14 protein-coding genes are annotated in these 16,482 nt (G+C 65.3%); 10 read left to right on the top strand and 4 right to left on the bottom strand.

Going from position 1 to position 16,482, the window contains the following annotated elements; genetic code table 11:
* Positions 1 to 302 precede the first annotated feature (302 nt).
* Both KUW00_RS00310 and KUW00_RS00305 read left to right on the top strand, forming a co-directional pair.
* Positions 303 to 1,091: a lysophospholipid acyltransferase family protein gene (locus KUW00_RS00310; protein ID WP_222567978.1), complete on the top strand. Its 789-nt coding sequence runs from the start codon at positions 303 to 305 to the stop codon at positions 1,089 to 1,091.
* Entirely contained in the window at positions 1,084 to 2,040 is a 957-nt protein-coding gene (locus KUW00_RS00305) for a phosphatidate cytidylyltransferase (protein ID WP_108131982.1), read from the top strand. The genes KUW00_RS00310 and KUW00_RS00305 overlap by 8 nt, the downstream gene beginning before the upstream one ends.
* A 140-nt stretch (positions 2,041 to 2,180) precedes the next feature.
* On the opposite strand, the gene KUW00_RS00300 is transcribed toward KUW00_RS00305, so the two are convergent.
* Positions 2,181 to 3,401: an MFS transporter gene (locus KUW00_RS00300; RefSeq protein ID WP_045991661.1), complete on the bottom strand. Its 1,221-nt coding sequence runs from the start codon at positions 3,399 to 3,401 to the stop codon at positions 2,181 to 2,183.
* Positions 3,402 to 3,977: 576 nt separating this feature from the next.
* On the opposite strand from KUW00_RS00300, the gene KUW00_RS00295 reads away from it, so the two are divergent.
* The 4 genes from KUW00_RS00295 to KUW00_RS00280 all read left to right on the top strand — a co-directional run bounded on the left by KUW00_RS00295 (position 3,978) and on the right by KUW00_RS00280 (position 8,634).
* The gene (locus KUW00_RS00295) at positions 3,978 to 5,471 is read left to right on the top strand and encodes a M28 family metallopeptidase (RefSeq protein WP_222567977.1); all 1,494 of its coding nucleotides are present in this window, start codon (positions 3,978 to 3,980) and stop codon (positions 5,469 to 5,471) included.
* 138 nt (positions 5,472 to 5,609) lie between these two features.
* Positions 5,610 to 5,915 (top strand): hypothetical protein, encoded by a 306-nt coding sequence (locus KUW00_RS00290; protein ID WP_222567976.1) that lies wholly within the window; start codon positions 5,610 to 5,612, stop codon positions 5,913 to 5,915.
* Between the two features lie 108 nt (positions 5,916 to 6,023).
* On the top strand, positions 6,024 to 7,634 hold the full coding sequence (locus KUW00_RS00285; protein ID WP_222567975.1) for a zinc metalloprotease: 1,611 nt from the start codon (positions 6,024 to 6,026) through the stop codon (positions 7,632 to 7,634).
* A gap of 58 nt (positions 7,635 to 7,692) precedes the next feature.
* A complete protein-coding gene (locus tag KUW00_RS00280; RefSeq protein ID WP_222567974.1) occupies positions 7,693 to 8,634 on the top strand; it encodes a RimK family alpha-L-glutamate ligase in 942 nt (313 codons plus the stop codon).
* A gap of 64 nt (positions 8,635 to 8,698) precedes the next feature.
* On the opposite strand, the gene hpaI is transcribed toward KUW00_RS00280, so the two are convergent.
* The 3 genes from hpaI to KUW00_RS00265 all read right to left on the bottom strand — a co-directional run bounded on the left by hpaI (position 8,699) and on the right by KUW00_RS00265 (position 12,424).
* Positions 8,699 to 9,556 carry a 4-hydroxy-2-oxoheptanedioate aldolase gene (hpaI, locus tag KUW00_RS00275; protein ID WP_222567973.1) on the bottom strand — a complete coding sequence of 286 codons (858 nt, stop codon included), beginning with the start codon at positions 9,554 to 9,556 and terminating at the stop codon, positions 8,699 to 8,701.
* Positions 9,557 to 9,577: 21 nt separating this feature from the next.
* Positions 9,578 to 10,852, bottom strand: a complete 1,275-nt coding sequence (locus KUW00_RS00270) for an alpha/beta fold hydrolase (RefSeq protein WP_222567972.1) — start codon at positions 10,850 to 10,852, stop codon at positions 9,578 to 9,580.
* A 96-nt stretch (positions 10,853 to 10,948) separates the two neighbouring features.
* Positions 10,949 to 12,424 (bottom strand): peptide MFS transporter, encoded by a 1,476-nt coding sequence (locus tag KUW00_RS00265; protein WP_222567971.1) that lies wholly within the window; start codon positions 12,422 to 12,424, stop codon positions 10,949 to 10,951.
* 349 nt (positions 12,425 to 12,773) lie between these two features.
* Between KUW00_RS00265 and KUW00_RS00260 the strand changes: the two genes are divergently transcribed.
* The 4 genes from KUW00_RS00260 (at position 12,774) to KUW00_RS00245 (ending at position 16,461) form a co-directional block, all read left to right on the top strand.
* The gene (locus tag KUW00_RS00260) at positions 12,774 to 13,628 is read left to right on the top strand and encodes a hypothetical protein (RefSeq protein ID WP_222567970.1); all 855 of its coding nucleotides are present in this window, start codon (positions 12,774 to 12,776) and stop codon (positions 13,626 to 13,628) included.
* A 277-nt stretch (positions 13,629 to 13,905) separates the two neighbouring features.
* Positions 13,906 to 14,820: an allantoinase PuuE gene (locus KUW00_RS00255; protein ID WP_222516283.1), complete on the top strand. Its 915-nt coding sequence runs from the start codon at positions 13,906 to 13,908 to the stop codon at positions 14,818 to 14,820.
* 67 nt (positions 14,821 to 14,887) lie between these two features.
* Positions 14,888 to 15,712: a transporter substrate-binding domain-containing protein gene (locus KUW00_RS00250; RefSeq protein ID WP_222567969.1), complete on the top strand. Its 825-nt coding sequence runs from the start codon at positions 14,888 to 14,890 to the stop codon at positions 15,710 to 15,712.
* Positions 15,713 to 15,789: 77 nt separating this feature from the next.
* Entirely contained in the window at positions 15,790 to 16,461 is a 672-nt protein-coding gene (locus tag KUW00_RS00245) for an amino acid ABC transporter permease (RefSeq protein ID WP_108131989.1), read from the top strand.
* Positions 16,462 to 16,482 lie beyond the last annotated feature (21 nt).

Here is a 16,482-nt window from a genome sequence, read left to right as displayed (position 1 = left end):
GATCGTGCGCCGTTCGCGGGCGACTTCGCGGGCGACAAGGTGGCGAAGTATGGCACAGTTGGGCCTGGGCCTGCATCCGCCCAGGCTGACCCGCGACGTCGCTCGGTGGGGCCATCGCTCCCCCTGGACTCTCCGTGAATTCCCCCTGAACTCCCGTGAAAAAGCGCCGTGGAGAGGGAAACGGGACCGCCTGGGCGTGCGGCGAGATCGGACAAAGGCAAGCCGATGGCGGCGGTGGATCCGGGGAGCGTCATTCAGCCGGGGCGGAACAACGTCCGAGCATGGGCAAGGGAGCATAAGACATGAAAGGAATAGCCTGGCGGGCGGCGTTGACGGGGGTGCTGATCCGGCTGGTGGCACGGCTGGTGACGGCGCCCAGGCCGATCTGGTCGGGGGTCGCGCCGGTGGCACGTCAGCGGCTGTACTTTGCCAATCACTCGAGTCATGGCGACTTCGTGCTGATCTGGACCACCCTGCCACCGCGCCTGCGGGCGCGCACCCGCCCCGTGGCGGGCGCCGATTACTGGCTGGCGTCACGGCTGCGGCGCTTTCTGATCCACGACGTCTTCAAGGGGGTGCTGGTCGACCGCCAGCGCAAGCCCGGCCAACCTGACCCCCTGGCGGTGCTGCGTGAGGCGCTCGACGGCGGCGACTCGCTGATCCTGTTTCCCGAGGGCACCCGCAATACCGATGACAAGGGCCTTTTGCCGTTCAAACCGGGGCTCTACCACCTGGCCTGCGACTATCCCGAGGTAGAACTGGTGCCGGTATGGATCGACAACCTCAATCGGGTGCTGCCCAAGGGCGAGGTGGTACCGCTGCCGCTGCTATGCACGCTCAACTACGGCGAGCCGCTGGCTCGGATAGAGGGCGAGGACAAGGCCGATTTTCTCGCCCGGGCGAAGCGGGCGCTGCAGGCGCTGGCGCCGGCCGGGGCCAGCGTTCCCAGCGACCCCTTGTCACCCGTCACCGCGCCACCCGACACCGCGCATCCAGGTTCTACCACCCCTGGCGCTACCACCCCAGCTACCAGCACCCCAGGCTCCGCTACCGAGGCATCTGGCCCCAGGGAGGGGGCGCCGAATGACTGATATCGTGATTCCCGCCGGTCTCGGCACCCTGCTCGCCGCCATCGTCGGGATCTTGCTGGTGGCCAGTAGCGTTGGCTTCGTACTGGCCCGCCGCTATTCGCCCGAGGGCGAAAACGAGGTGATCGAGAACCTCAACCAGCGCATCCGCTCCTGGTGGATCATGACGCTGTTGATGGGTATCGCCCTGCTAGGCGGCAGGACCGGGGTGGTGCTGCTGTTTGCCTTCGCCTCGTTTTCCGCGTTGCGCGAGTTCATCGGCCTGGTGCCGTCACGACGGGCCGACCACTGGGCGCTGGCGCTGGTGTTCTTCGTGGTGCTGCCGGTGCAGTACCTGTTCATCTGGCACCAGTACTACGGCATGTACTCGATCTTCATTCCGGTCTATGCGTTCCTGCTGTTGCCGGTGGTGGCGGCCCTGAGAGGGGATAGTCAGGGCTTTCTCGAGCGGGTCAGCGAGGTCCAGTGGGCGCTGATGGTGTGCGTCTTCTGCGTATCCCACGTGCCTGCGCTGTTGAGCCTGGACATCCCCGGCTACGAGGGGCGCAACGTGCTGCTGATCGCCTTTCTGATCGTGGTGGTGCAGCTCAGCGATGTCCTGCAGTACGTCTGGGGCAAGCTGCTCGGACGCCGGCGTATCGCCCCCAGGCTATCGCCCTCCAAGACCTTGGAAGGCTTCCTCGGCGGGGTGGCCAGTGCCACCCTGGTCGGGGCCGGATTGGCCTGGATGACCCCCTTTTCCATGGGCCAGGCGGCGCTGCTGGCGCTGATGATCGCGCTGCTCGGCTTCGTCGGAGGGCTGGTGATGTCGGCGATCAAGCGCGATCGCGGGATCAAGGACTGGGGTCACCTGATCGAGGGACATGGCGGCTTTATCGATCGTCTGGATTCGGTGATCTTCTCGGCACCGATCTTCTTCCACGTGGTGCGCTACTTCTGGTCGGTGGCATGAGGCCCTGGTGGCGTCACAGCGCAATGCATGGACTGGTGGGCTTCATCGCCATGGGCGGTTGGACCGCCTGGGCAAGGGCGCGGAGCCTGTCATTGCGCTTTCCGCTCAACGAAGGCGGTGCCTGAGTCCGGGGCGGACGATCAGCTCTCGCTGGCGCAGTCGGTGGCCGCGGCGCGGCGTCTGTCGCTGCGCTTCTCGGCGCGCAGGCCGATATAGAACACCACCAGGCCGCCAAGGGCGAGCCCGGCGCCGACCAGGCCACTGGAGGACCAGGGCGCACCGGCCTTGATGGTGACCCCGGCCAGATAGGCGCCCAGCGCATTGGCGCAGTTGAAGGCGGCGTGATTCATCGAGGCGGCCATGGTCTGGGCGTCGCCGGCCACGTCCATCAGGCGTGTCTGCAGCGCCGGACCCAGCGCCATGCTGGTGCCGACCAGACCGACGAACAGGATGCCGGTGTAGAGGTTGTCGGCGGCAAAGTAGAAGGCGCCCTGGACCACCAGGCACCACAGCAGGATGCGTGGCACCGCCTTCATCAGGTTCTTGTCTGCTGCCCGGGCGCCCACCAGATTGCCGATGATGCCGCCGATGCCGAAGATCGCCAGCACCCAGGGGCCGACCATCTCGGGCATGTCGGCCTGGGCGCGCAGGGTCGGTACCACATAGCTGAACACCGAGAACATGCCGCCAAAGCCGATGCTGGCCACGCCCAGGGTGTAGAGCACCCGCTGTTTGACCAGGGCGGTCAGTTCGCGCTTGGGGCTGGCCTTGACGTCATGCGGCTGGCGCGGCACGAACAGCTTGATCAGGCCCATGGTGACAAAGGCCACGACGCCCACCGCGAAGAAGGCGAACTGCCAGCCGAACCACTGGCCGGCCCAGGTGGCCAGCGGCGCGCCAATCACGATGGCGCTGGTCAGCCCCAGCATGACCCGGCTGATGGCTCGGGCGCGTTCTTCCACCGGTACCGCTGCTGCGGCCACCAGGGCGGCCACGCCGAAGTAGGCGCCGTGGGGCAGGCCGGCAAGAAAACGCAGACCGACAAAGGGCCAGAAGCTGGTCGCCAGGGCGCTGGCGATGTTGCCCACGGCGAACACCAGCATCAGGCAGATCAGTAGGGTGCGCCGGGGCACCCGCGCGGCTAGTGCCGAGATCAGTGGCGCACCGACCACTACCCCCAGGGCATAGGCGGAGATGGCGTAGCCGACGTCGGCGGCGCTGACCGACAGGTCCTGGGCGACACGCTCCATCAAGCCCATGATCACGAACTCGCTGGTACCGATGCCAAAGCCACCGAGGGCCAGGGCGAGCTCCGCCAGGCGAGGATGACGAGCTCTGAGATGGGTGATGGAGATTGCCATCGGGCCTCCTGGAAAACGAAAACGATCCCGATGGGTGTTGAGATCGTAAATTTACGACAAAAGTATAAGGCATCCGAAAGGTGGGTTCTAGCGCCGAAAACGTCAATCTTGTCGATTAGATAGGGCTAAAATGCGGGTAAGTGACGGTTATGTGTCGTCGAGCCGGGGCGCTCTCCAGCGCCACGGCGAGCTATCGTGTTGTTAATTTTACCACTGTGAAAAAGCGCTCAGCTTTAGCGCATTTCTGTTGAAGAAGTTTCACCTATACGCAGTGTACTGTTTTTCTGTGCTCTTTTTTTGACACGACCAGCAGGCTGATCTCTTCAATATTTTCCACTGCGCTTAATATTTACCTGAAAATCAATAGCCTGACGTGAATGTGCCGGCAGGTGATCGTACCGATGTCGAGGTGCTATTGTCGTGACGAGTGATGGCGGCGAGTGAGGAACGAACTACCTTAGTAGTTCAGTACCACCCGACTAAGTCCGTTGAGCCCCATTCCTCGGTTCAGCGGCGGTCGTCGTGGCGACGCCGAAACCGATGGTTCGGCGCACGCGTTGACGGCAGGGAGTCGACATGAAAGTCGAACTGCATCAGGCAAGGAGCGGCGACGCGACGCTGACCGAGCGCGTCGAGAAAGCCGGTGGCTGGCTGGTGGAGGCTGGACGCAAACGGCTGCTGGTCGCCGCCAACGCCCGCTGGCGGGCCGTCCGCGAGGCCACCAGCCTGCATGACGCCGATGACACGATGGTCCAGGACCTGGGCCAGGGAAGGCTGCACGGTGTCTGCCAGAAGGGCCGGCTGTTCCAGCAGGCCCATCCCGAGGTCCCGGTGCTGCTGGATGCGGGGCGCTATCTGGTGGTGGACCTGCCCAGGTCCGAGGCCAACAGGATCAACAAGCCCCTTGAGCAAAGTGAAGCGCCCTGCTTCCGCCTGTTCCCTTTAAGCGAATCGACCCGTCTGTTTCGCCAGGTTGCGCCTCGTCGCGACGCCGCAGGATCCCGGGCCGTCGACGCTGTCGTCGCGTCGGCCTCTCAGGCCCGCTACGTCACCCTGCTGAGTCAGCTGGTGTCCTATCCGACGCGCCTATCATCGAGCGCCGAGTACGCCCAGGCGGTGGACTGGGCCGAGTCTCAGCTGACCACGGCGGGGCTGGCCGTGGATCGCCAGCAGGTATCGCTGCCCGGCGGCGCCAGCAGCATCAACCTGCTGGCGCGGCTGCCGGGGCAGGCCGCCAGCCCCCGTCACTGGCTGGTGGTCGCTCACCTGGACAGCGTCAACCATCAGGGCGGTCCGTCCGCACCGGCGCCGGGCGCCGACGACAACGCCAGTGGCTCGGCGGCGCTGATGCTGATGGCCGAGGTGCTGGCCGGGCAGCGTTTCGATGATGACCTGAGCTTTGTGCTGTTCGGCGGCGAGGAGCAGGGGCTGCACGGTAGCCGCCAGTTCGTGGCGGGACTCTCCGCTGCCGAGCGGGGGCGCATCGCCGGGGTGCTCAATATGGACATGATCGGCTCGATCAACGCCACACCGGCGGCGGTACTGCTGGAAGGCGCGCCCCTCAGCCAGGACATGATTGATGGCCTGAGTGCGGCGGGAGGCCGCTTCACCGATCTCGAACTGCAGGTCTCGCTCAACCCCTTTGCCAGTGATCATGTGCCCTTTATCGACGACGGCATCCCCGCCGTGCTGACCATCGAAGGGGCCGACGGCGCCAATGACGCCATCCACGGACCGAACGATGTACTGGCCACGGTGGATCCGTCCTACGCCATGAAGATCGTGGCAATGAACCTGGGGTTTGTGGCCACCAGCGCTGGCCTGCACGCGGTTGACGCCCCGCCCCTGCCGGAATGCCACTGTCGTGGCGACGAGCGCCACCACCTGGGCGACCCCTGGCGCCAGCTCGAGGCCCACCATGAAGCACTGCTGGCCCAGTATCGTCGCTGGCAGGGACAAGGTGTCTGGTCGGCACAGTTGGACGCCGGCTGGCGTCAGGCCTGGCAGCGGTTGGAGTTGCTGCGCTCGCGCAGGGAATGGGAGCGACGGTCTCGGTCAACAGGCCGTTGAACGAGCCAGTGGCAAGGCCGCTCACCCAGCCACTCACTCAGCCATTCACCCAGCCAGTGATCGAGTGACGCCCCGGCGAGACGAGAACAGGCAAGACAAGATCAGGTAAAGCAAGACAAGACCGATCAGGAGGATGTGATGCCAAAGGAACTGTGCGGAGACTGGATCGAGATGCGCGAGGAAGGCATCGGCGACTGCACGGTGCTGCGGCACCCGGATTCGCCGGCTGTCACCCCCTCGCGGATGCCGCGAAGGCGCCTGTGTCTGCACCAGGACGGCGCCGTCGAGCTCCACACCGGAGACGCCGCCGACCGCCTTGCCTGCGATGCCCGTGGCCAGTGGCGGCGTGATGGCGATCAACTGCACCTGACACTGCCCGGTTGGGACGGTGACTACGATATCGATGCGCTGGAGGACGATCTTCTGATCATTACCCGTCATTGAGGCCTCCAACGCCGCCAATACCGTGCGTTGTGGGGCCACTTGAGGCCAGTTGCTGGCCATTGAACCTGTACTCACGACGCCGACCGGCTGGCCGGCGGGGAGGCTTGCATGTCCGATAACACCACCCATCCGGAACGGTGTCGCTGTTGTGGCACCATGGCGGTTCACCGGCGACTGCTGGACCAGGACCCCGGTTATGCCAGGCGGCGATCGCGCATCGAGGAACACGCCTTTCGCGCCATGCGTGGCACCATCGTCCAGCGTCCGGGGTGCACCCGCATCCCGGTGGTCGTCCACGTGGTCTACAACACCGACGAGCAGAATATCTCGCGGGAGCAGATCGACAGCCAGATCGAGATCCTCAATGAGGACTTTCGCAAGGCCAATGCCGACGTCTCGACGGTACCTGCGCCCTTCGCGCCGGTGGCCGCCGATGCCAGGCTATTGTTTGCGCTGGCCACCAGCGATCCCGACGGCAACCCCACCGATGGCATCACCCGCACCCGCACCGACGTCAGCGGTTTTGTCGATGACGACAAGGTCAAGGCCGACGCCAGCGGCGGCAAGGATGCCTGGCCCGCAGACGAATACCTCAATATCTGGGTCTGCCCGCTTTCCGGTGGCCTGCTCGGCTACGCCCAGTTCCCCGGCGGACCCGCCGCCACCGACGGCGTGGTGGTGACCTACACCGGCTTCGGCAACATGGGCACCGCCCGGGCGCCGTTCGACCTGGGGCGCACCACTACCCACGAGATAGGCCACTGGCTCAATCTCTTTCATATCTGGGGAGACGACGGCACCGGCTGCTCTGGCTCGGACTTCGTCGACGACACCCCCAACCAGGGCGGCGCCAACCTGGGCAAGCCGACTTTTCCCAAGGTGTCCTGCGACAACGGCCCCGATGGCGACATGTTCATGAACTACATGGACTACGTCGACGACGACACCATGGTGATGTTCACCGAGGGCCAGGTGGCACGAATGCAGGCCTGCCTGGATGGCCCCCGCAGCGCCATCGGCGAGATGGTGTCGTGCACGCCGTTGCACCCCAAGGCGCTGCCGAAGGACACCCCCAAGGAGTTCACCAAGGAACCGATCAAGGAACCGCCAAAAGAGCGGCCCAAGGATAACCCCAAGGAGTTCGTCAAGGAGCCGGTCAAGGAGAGCGTCAAGGAGGGACCGAAGGACCTGATCAAGGATGGCGGCAAAGACGGGATCAAGGATGGCATCAAGGACGGCATCAAGGATGGCATCAAGGACGGCGGCAAGGAGTTGCCCAAGGACAACCCCAAGGACTTTGGCAAGGATCCAGGCCTGGAGCCGGGCAAATGGAAGCCGCTTGACCCGCCTCCCAAGCAGATCTTCGAAGTGCCGACCAAGCAACTGGTGGAAGGCCCCGTGGGCGGCAAGCAGGCCTTCGAGAATCCGCTACCGGGGGGCTGGGGCAACCAGCCCGTCCAGCCGATGCAACCAATGCAACCAGCCCAGCCGCTGCAGCCCTTTGTGCTGGCCACCGGTCAGGCGCCGTCGGGCGCCTCGCTCAAGCCGCCGGTGGCGGACGGCGGAGGCGAGCAGGATCAGAGCCAGGCGTTGCTTGGCGAGTACGCTCAACTGCTGGCGCAGTACGCCCAGCTCTACCAGCAGGGCATGCTCGATCAGCAGGGGATGCTGGCCTGGCAGCAGGCCTGGGCGGCCTACGTGCAGCTTGGTGGACGGTGAGCGATGACAGGACCCGCGGGCACCCTGTCGGTGCCCGCCTTTTTCGAGGGAGCCGAGCATGATCCTGATCCTGTCGTTTGCCGACAATGCCCATGTCGAGCGGGTACTGCCCCATCTTCACTCGCCGGTGGAGGTGATCGACGTCGCCGACTTCCCCCGGCGCCTGGGAATCCTGGCCTACGCAGGTGCCAGCGGTGACAGCCTGTGGCTGGAACTTGGCGACGGGCGCCGGCTGGCGCTGGACGAGGTGCGCTCGGTATGGAACCGGCGCATCCGTTCCTTTGACCTGGACCCCGCCCTGGGCGACGGCACCGAACGGCTGTTTGCCTGGTCCGAGACCCAGGAGGCGGTGCTTGGTCTGTGGTATGCCCTGGATAGCTTCTGGATGAACCATCCGCTGGCCGACGAACGCGCCCAGCGCAAGCTGACCCAGCATCGTCTGGCCCACCGGCTGGGGCTCGAGATTCCCGATACCCTGATCACCAATCGCCCGGACGCCGCTGCCGAGTTTATCGCCCGCCACGGCGACGGTGGAGTGGTACGCAAGGCCTTTCGCAATATCGTCGAGGCGCCGCGAGAGACCCTCAAGGTCGGCCAGGACGAGATGGCCAGGCTCGAGGCGGTTCGTCTGGCGCCGGTGATCTTTCAGGAATACATCCCGCTGGCGCTGGACCTGCGCGTCACCGCGGTGGCCGGCGAGATGTTCACGACCGCCTTCAGGAGCGAGCCGCAGTACGAGGTCGACTACCGCAGTGGCGTGGGTAGCGCCGAGGTTTTCCCCTATACCCTGCCGGATGAGGTGGAGGCGGGACTGCGCGCGCTGATGAGAGAGCTTGGACTGGCCTACGGCGCCATCGATCTAAGGGTCACACCCGAGGGGCGCCATGTGTTCTTCGAGGTCAATCCGGCCGGCGAGTACCAGTTCGCCAGCGAACGCAGCGGCCAGCCGATTCCCCAGGCCATCGCCGCCGCCCTGGAGCGCGGCGGCGGCGAGTGGTGACGTCCCCGGCCGGTGGCAGCAGGGCCCCCGGTCGGTGGGATCAGGGCCCCCGGCCGGTATCAGGTCAGTAGGGTCCCTGGGACCCGTCGCCAGGGCTGGTGGATGAGTCTTCCTGCGAATCGGCCGCCTGCGGGCCAAGCGCAAACTCCGATGCACGCTGGCGCACCGCCTGCATCATCAGGCTGACGTCGAGCCCCACCGCCACGAAGCTGGCACCAAGGGAGAGATAGTGTCTGGCAAGCTCCGGGTCACCGGTGAGCACGCCGGCGGCCTTGCCGCTGGCAACGATGCGGGCGATGGCCTCGTCGATGGCGGCCTGGACCTCGGGATGGCCCGCGTCACCGAGATGGCCCATGGAAGCGGCCAGGTCGGCGGGCCCGACAAAGACCCCGTCGACGCCGTCCACCGCGCAGATCGCCTCGAGGTTATCCAGCGCGGTCACGCTCTCCGCCTGGAGCAGCAGGCAGATCTCGTCGTTGGCTCGATGCACATAGTCAGGCCGTGCATTCCAGCGTGACGCCCGGACGATAGCGGAGGCTTCACCTCGCACCCCGTCCGGTGGGTAGCGGGTGGCGGCGACCATGGCGCGGGCCTGCTCCGGGGTGTCGATCATCGGCACCAGCAGGGTCTGGGCGCCGATGTCCAGCAGTTGCTTGATCCGCGCCGTCTCGCCGTTCACCACCCGAACCACCGGGTGGCTGTCGTAGGCGGCGACCGCCTGCAGCTGGGCGAGCATGGAGCGCACATCATTGGGGCCGTGTTCGCCGTCGATCAGCAGCCAGTCGAAGCCGGCGCTGGCGCACATCTCTGCGCAGTAGGGGTCGCCCAGCGACAGCCACAGGCCGATTCTGGCCTGGCCACTGGCCATGGCGGTCTTGAAGGGATTGCCGGCGGGGACACCCGCGCAGTGGGAAGGGGTCATGGGCAGCGTCCTTGATGAGTGTCAATCGTCCAGCATCGCCTTGAGCCGACGGAACACCCCGGGGTCCTGGCGCAGCCCGTCGTGCTCGTACTCGTTGGTGATCCAGTAGCGTAGCCGCGGGATCGCCTCGGCGGTGGCCAGCGACAGCTCGGCGTCCACGTACATGTCGTCGAAGTAGATCAGCGCCGCCACCGGCACCCGGTTGGCGGCGAGCTGTCTGGCGTCGTAGAAGGGGCTGGCCAGAGGTCGCCGGGCCAGCTGGTGTACCGCCCCACGGAAGGGCTTGAGGGCACGAATCTCGTCGAACATCCAGGGGTAGATCATCTCGCCGGTCAGCCTGAGCGGGCGATGACGCTCGTCGAACTGTGGCCCCTGCTGGCGCTCGGCGGCCCAGTCGCACAGGCGCTCAGGATTGGCGTAGATGTTCTCGTGGATGGCGCCGAACAGCGGATTCTCGTCGAAGCCGGTCAGCGTCATCACCTCCACCAGGAAGTGATGGTTGAGCGCGCTTCGCGTGTCGTCGCTGAAGGCCTCCTCGAGCAGCCAGTGGAGCTGCTCGGCGCCGTCACCCATGCCCAGCATCAGTCCCAGGCTCTGGAAGCGGCGCACGCTCAGTCGGTCGCCGTCGGGCAGGCGGACATCGTGGTCCAGCAGATGGTCGGCGATGGCGTCGATCCGCTCGCGATCATCGGGAAAGCGCGCCAGATACGCCTCAAGCTTGCGCTCCACCCGACGGTGGGTGCGGCGGTAGACCTCGTCGGGGTCGGCGTCGAGCGCCGGCAAGCCGCCGGTGATATAGCAGCGGCTCAGTCCCTGGGGCGCGTAGGACAGGTAGGTCAGGGTCAGAAATCCGCCGTAGCTCTGGCCCAGCGTGGTCCAGGTGGCGCCCTGGTAGCGGGTCTTGCGCAGGTGCTCGAAGTCCGCGACCACCGCATGGGCGTCGAAGCAGGCCAGGTAGTCACCGCCTGCCTCGTCACTGTCGAAGGCGGCCATGGTGGCCTCGGTGATGCGCGAACTGCGTCCGGTGCCACGCTGGTCGGGCAGGATCACCCGATAGTGCTTGAGCGCCTCGTGCAGCCATCCCGGTCCATTGGCGGTGGGGCGTGGCGACTTGCCGCCGGGGCCACCCTGCAGGAACAGCAACAGCGGTAGCTCCTCGTCGACAAGGTCTGACGCACAGACCTCGCGGTAGAACAGGCTCAGGGTCTCGCCGCTGTCCGGGTGGGACCAGTCCAGCGGCACCTCGAGGCGATGGTCGCTGATGGAAAGGCCCGGGATGGCGTGGTCGGAAGGCATGCCTGCATCCTGTGTCGAGAGAGTGTCGAAAGAGTGCCGAAAGAGACAAGGTCGGCCAGCTTCTTGTTGCCAGCGCTGGCCGACCCTGGCGGTAGCTCAGTCCGCGCCGCGCATGGCCCGGCGAATGAACGGCAGGCAGGCCGCCAGTAGCAGGGCGCTGACGCCACCAATGGCTGCCATGGCAATAAAGTAGCCGACTTCGGTGTCCTCGGTATAGAAGGCGCCGAGCTTGCCGCCGGCGGCGAAGCCGAGCGCCAGCGAGAGAAAGAACAGCGCCATCATCTGGGTCTGGAAGGCCCGCGGCGCGAGCTTGGTGGTCACCGACAGCCCGATCGGCGACAGGCACAGCTCCGAGGCGGTGAAGCCCAGCAGCAACAGCACCAGCATGGCCAGCGGCATGTTCGACCCTTCGCTGCCGAGAAACGGCAGGTAGCCGAGGAAGGTGGCGCCGATGATCGCCATGGCGATCACGAACTTGCCGGCCGACGACGGCTGGCGCTTGCCCAGCGTCGTCCACAACCAGGCGAACACCCCCGAGAACAGGATGATGGTCAGCGCCTGCACCGATACCAGCCAACCCACCGGAATCTCCCAGCCGAACAGGCTGCGATCCACGCGCTGATCGAAGAAGGCGGTGATCACGGTGTAGGACTGGCTGTACAGCGCCCAGTAGGCGGCGCTGGTCAGAAACAGCGGAATGAACGCCAGCACCCGGCTGCGTTCCTCGGGGCTTACGTGGGTGGAGCGCAGGATCACCGCAAAGTAGCAGAGCGCCGCTACAGCGATGATGCCAAGCATCACCCCGGACAGATTGTCGGCACGAATCCAGCCCGCCAGGGCCGCGCCGACCACGAGGGCGAGCACCACCAGGGCGATACCCAGGTAGCGCTTGAGGGTCGCTGGCGCGATGGGGTCCGGCGCGGCCTTCTGATCATCGGGCAGCCCCTTGCGTCCCGCCGTGTACTGGGCCAGACCGATCGCCATGCCCACGGCGGCGATGCCGAAGCCATAGTGGAAGCCGGCGTTCTGCTGCAGCAGACCTGTCAGCAGCGGGCCGACGAAGCCGCCGATATTGATACCCAGATAGAAGATCGAGAAGCCGGCGTCGCGCCGGGGGCTGCCGGGCTCGTACAGGGACCCCACTAGCGCCGAGCAGGTGGCCTTGACCCCGCCGCTGCCCAGCGCCACCAGAATCAGGCCGGCGGTGACGCCGTAGACACCGGGCAGGATGGCCAGGGCGATATGCCCGAGCATGACCACAATGCCCGAATAGAACAGGGTGCGTTCGGCGCCGAACACCCGGTCGGCGAACCAGCCGCCGAGGATGGTGGCCAGATAGACCGAACTGCCGTAGGCACCGACGATACCGATGGCCACCGACTGGTCGATCGCCAGGCCCCCACGGCTGGCCTCGTAGTACAGGTAGATCAACAGGATCGCCTGCATGCCATAGAACGAAAAGCGCTCCCACACCTCCATGCCGAACAGGGTGGCGAGAGGCCAGGGATGGCCGAAGAAGCGGCGTTTGCCGCTGTCGCCGTGCTGGCGGGCGGCGGCCTTGGTGGTTTTCATCGGGAGCTCCTGCTTTGACGAGAAAATCGGAACGAAAAATACATTTTCCGCCCATGAAAACCCTAAAGCGTTGCGAATTACAGGGCAAAACCCATGTCCGCGATCGGAAAGGCCACGACGAAAAACGACAAGCGGGAGCGAGGACGTTGGCTCACAGCAAAACGAGCGGAACTGCTGCTGCACAGTGATGCTCTGGAGACAGCCCGTCGTGGGGGAGAAGGCCTGCCTGGCTGGGCGGCACGGGCCCCGCCCCTTTCGACGCATAGCCCGCCCCTTTCGGCGCATAGGTAGTACACGTTTAGCGTGCTACTATCCGCGCAAATGTGCAGGGATAACGTCAGAAGGCGACATGATAAGAACGTTTTTCAAGAAAAAGGTGGCCGAAACGCCACTGGGGAGCATCACCGTCCAGGACCGGACCATCACCGATCTGACGCCTCTGGGCAGCAAGCATTCTCCCGGCATGACCAAGGCCGGCCGGCTGTCGTTTGCCGGCTGGATGAACGGTCGCAAGGTCAAGGTCTATAGCGCCTTCTCGCCGCGTCAGATCGCGTTGAGTCACGCCATTCGCGAACTGCCGGCGTCGGGGCTCAGCTTCCCGGCGATACTCGCCCACGACGACGAGCTGGTCGTCGAAGAGTGGATCCAGGGGCCGTCTCTCAAGCAGATCGAACGCTCCCGGGCAGACAAGGCGCCTATCGCTGCGGCGGCGGAGGCGGTGAATCGCTTTCTCGAGATGACGCAGTCGGACGAGCGTTTTCGCGCCCTGGCCGACGAGCACGCCGGGGCCTTCTGCTACATCGACGACTACCTGCTCAGACGGGTGGACGGCTGGAAGCACCTGGATGCGATCGGTAGCTTTCTGGCCCGCTGGCAGCGTGAGGACGACCGCCACCGCGCAGCGGTGGGCGCCAGGCTCAGCCATCCTGACCTGTCGCTGGCCAATATCGTGATGGAAGAAGGCAGCGGCCGCTTTGTGGTGATCGACAACGAACTGGTCGGAGTCGGCCCGGGCTGGGTCATCGACTGGCACAATTCCTTCCTCAAGCGGCGCAGCATGGCCGACGCCCCCGTCGTGCCCGAGGCCATCCGCCCCTTCATCGACCTGACCTGGCGCCTGCGTCTGCTTGGATCCGCGCTGTCCACCGGCAAGCTCCATCGCGCCATCGAGCAACTGGACGCCGAGACCGCGCCGAGCTGGTAATGCCCACAACAAGGCGCTGCAGGCCTCCGCCGGCAGTGCCTTCCCGCCTCTCGATTGCTTTCCTTCCCGTCGAGTCCCAGGCCGGGGTTCGACTACCTGCTCCGCAGGCCCCATACCCCACCATTGGCTAGTTGCCATTTGCGCTGCGAGTAAGGTTGTGCTTTATTGTTCACATCGCACGCAGAATTGCGTGCAATCCTGATAAGGCCGCCAGACGGTCGATAACAACACCAACAATCAGGGTCGTCACTTGCTTGGCGACCTCAGGAGAAACGGGATGCTCCCGCAGCGTGATCTGGTCGGCTACGCCGATACTCCCCCCACCGGGGCCTGGCCCAATGGCGCCCGCCTGGCGGTCAATATCGTGGTCAACTACGAGGAGGGCTCTGAAAGGTCCTTCGCCATGGGCGACGACGACCAGGAGTCGATGACCGAGTGGGGGAGTTACGTAACTCCCGCCGGCACCCGTAATCTGGCGATGGAGTCGATGTACGAGTACGGCTCGCGGGTCGGCATCTGGCGCATCCTCGACATCCTGCGCGAGGCCGACGTGCGTTCGACCTTCTTTGCCTGCGCGGTGGCGCTGGAGCAGAACCCCCGCGTTGCCCGTGTCGCCAGCGCCGATGGCCACGAATTCTGCAGCCACGGCTATCGCTGGGAGGAGGTCTTTCGCCTCAGCGAAGACGAGGAACGCGAGCATATCCGCCTGGCCATCGAGTCGATCACCGCCACCACAGGCAAGCGCCCGGTGGGCTGGTACTGCCGCTACGGACCCAGCGTGCGCACCCGGCGCCTTTTGGTAGAAGAGGGTGGCTTCCTCTACGACTCCGACGCCTACAACGACGACGTACCCTACTTCACCGAGGTGGCGGGCAGTCGTCAGCTGGTGGTGCCCTACACCACCGACATGAATGACTTCCGCTTCTGGCTTTCTCCTGGGCTTACCTCGGGGCGCGAGTTTCTCGACAACCTCAAGGAAGGCTTCGACGTGCTGTTCGAGGAGTCGGCCCGCGGCCCCAGGATGATGTCCGTCGGCCTGCATCCGCGCATGGTCGGGCGCCCCGGCAAGATTCGTGCGCTCAAGGACTTTATTGCCTATGCACAGGCCCACGAGGGCGTATGGTTCGCCACCCGTGAAGAGATCGCCCGGGCCTGGCTTGCCCGGGAAGGTGAAGCGACCGGCGCCGTCTGACGTCGCCGATGAACCCCGTGTTTTCTGCTGTACCCGCAACAACGACAATAACCAGAGGAAATATCCCATGAGCCTTTTCTACAAGACCTTCTCCAAGACCTTCTCCAAGCGTTCCCTGGTGCTGGCCACCGCCCTTTCCGCCGGTCTGGCAGCAGGCGGCGTGATGGCCGAAACCCTCAAGGTCGGTGCCAACATCGGCAACCTGCCCTGGGAGTTCCAGGACGACAGCGGTGACTACGTCGGCTTCGAGATCGACCTGGTCAACGAGGTCGGCAGCCGCCTGGGCTACGACGAGGTGGAGATCAGCAACATTCCGTTCAATGGCCTGTTCTCGGCGGTACAGTCCGGGCGTATCGACGTGGCGGTGTCCTCCATCACCATCACCGACGAGCGTTTGGAGTCGGTGTCCTTCGCCCAGCCCTACTACGACAGCGACCAGTCCCTGGCGACCCACACCAGCAAGGGCATCAGCGGGCTCGAGGACCTGGACGGCAAGGTGGTCGGCGTCGATACCGGCTCCACCGGCGACATCTGGACCAGCGAGAACCAGGAGCAGTACGGCATCAAGGAAATCCGTCGTTATGAAGGCCTGCAGCCGGCCATGCTGGACCTGTCCAGCGGCCGCCTGGATGCCTACATCTCCGACATTCCGGCGGTGCAGTACTACGTGCGTGACAAGCCCAGCCTCGAGGTGGTCAGCCGCATCCCCAGCGGTGAGCAGTACTCGATGATGTTCGCCAAGGACGCCGAGCTTGCCGCCAAGGCCAGCGAAGTGATCAGCGAACTCAAGCAGGAAGGCTTTGTCGCCGAGCTGCACGAGACTTGGTTCGGCGCCGCTCCGGATGCCGGCACCAGCACCGTCGAAGTGCGCGATATGCCTTCCGCCCAGTAAACCTGGCCCAGCAAGTCCCGTGGCCGCGGCGGTGACCGCCGCGGCCAGCGTATTACCCTCGATCGTGGAGACGATCCATGGACCTGGTCCAGACATTCTTCAACTGGGAGGTGCTGGTGCGCACCTTCCCGATGCTCCTGCAGGGGCTCGGCATGACCCTGATGCTGGGCTTTCTGAGCATCCTGCTGGGGCTGATCGGCGGGCTGGGGCTGGCGCTGTTGCGCCTCTACGGCCCCAAGCCGCTGCGTTTTCTCACCATCGCCTACATCGACGTCTTTCGCTCACTGCCGGTGCTGGTGTGGCTGGTTATCGTCTACTACGCGCTGCCGTTCGTCGGCATCACCCTGTCACCGTTCGCCGCGGCCTGTACCGCCCTGACCATGATCTCCAGCGCCTACGCCGCCGAGATCTACCGCGCCGGTATCGAGGCGGTGCCACGGGGCCAGTTCGAGGCCGCCCAGTCGATCGGCCTTAGCCAGTATCGGGTGATGTGCGACGTGGTCCTGCCCCAGGCGATCCGGCTGATCATTCCGCCGCTGACCAGCAACTGCATCAACGTGATGAAGGACACCGCCCTGGCCTCGGTGGTGGCCATGCCCGACCTGCTCAAGCAGGCCACCCAGGCCCAGGCGCTGGCGGCCAACCCGACACCGCTGATCGGCGCGGCGCTACTCTACCTGGCGGTGCTGCTGCCACTGGTGCGCCTGGTCGGTCTGCTCGAGAAACGCTTCGCCCAGGGCCGGGCCTGACAGGAGAACTGCCATGATCAA

Source organism: Halomonas sp. DP5N14-9 (assembly GCF_019802175.1).
GTDB classification, from domain to species: Bacteria; Pseudomonadota; Gammaproteobacteria; order Pseudomonadales; family Halomonadaceae; genus Halomonas; species Halomonas litopenaei.
This window is presented reverse-complemented; position numbering and strand designations above follow the sequence as displayed.

Excerpts from the sequence above, each read along its gene's own strand:
- KUW00_RS00310 (WP_222567978.1), top strand. The coding sequence starts at position 303 with ATGAAAGGAATAGCCTGGCGGGCGGCGTTGACGGGGGTGCTGATCCGG.
- KUW00_RS00305 (WP_108131982.1), top strand. The coding sequence starts at position 1,084 with ATGACTGATATCGTGATTCCCGCCGGTCTCGGCACCCTGCTCGCCGCC.
- KUW00_RS00300 (WP_045991661.1), bottom strand. The coding sequence starts at position 3,401 with ATGGCAATCTCCATCACCCATCTCAGAGCTCGTCATCCTCGCCTGGCG.
- KUW00_RS00295 (WP_222567977.1), top strand. The coding sequence starts at position 3,978 with ATGAAAGTCGAACTGCATCAGGCAAGGAGCGGCGACGCGACGCTGACC.
- KUW00_RS00290 (WP_222567976.1), top strand. The coding sequence starts at position 5,610 with ATGCCAAAGGAACTGTGCGGAGACTGGATCGAGATGCGCGAGGAAGGC.
- KUW00_RS00285 (WP_222567975.1), top strand. The coding sequence starts at position 6,024 with ATGTCCGATAACACCACCCATCCGGAACGGTGTCGCTGTTGTGGCACC.
- KUW00_RS00280 (WP_222567974.1), top strand. The coding sequence starts at position 7,693 with ATGATCCTGATCCTGTCGTTTGCCGACAATGCCCATGTCGAGCGGGTA.
- hpaI (WP_222567973.1), bottom strand. The coding sequence starts at position 9,556 with ATGACCCCTTCCCACTGCGCGGGTGTCCCCGCCGGCAATCCCTTCAAG.
- KUW00_RS00270 (WP_222567972.1), bottom strand. The coding sequence starts at position 10,852 with ATGCCTTCCGACCACGCCATCCCGGGCCTTTCCATCAGCGACCATCGC.
- KUW00_RS00265 (WP_222567971.1), bottom strand. The coding sequence starts at position 12,424 with ATGAAAACCACCAAGGCCGCCGCCCGCCAGCACGGCGACAGCGGCAAA.
- KUW00_RS00260 (WP_222567970.1), top strand. The coding sequence starts at position 12,774 with ATGATAAGAACGTTTTTCAAGAAAAAGGTGGCCGAAACGCCACTGGGG.
- KUW00_RS00255 (WP_222516283.1), top strand. The coding sequence starts at position 13,906 with ATGCTCCCGCAGCGTGATCTGGTCGGCTACGCCGATACTCCCCCCACC.
- KUW00_RS00250 (WP_222567969.1), top strand. The coding sequence starts at position 14,888 with ATGAGCCTTTTCTACAAGACCTTCTCCAAGACCTTCTCCAAGCGTTCC.
- KUW00_RS00245 (WP_108131989.1), top strand. The coding sequence starts at position 15,790 with ATGGACCTGGTCCAGACATTCTTCAACTGGGAGGTGCTGGTGCGCACC.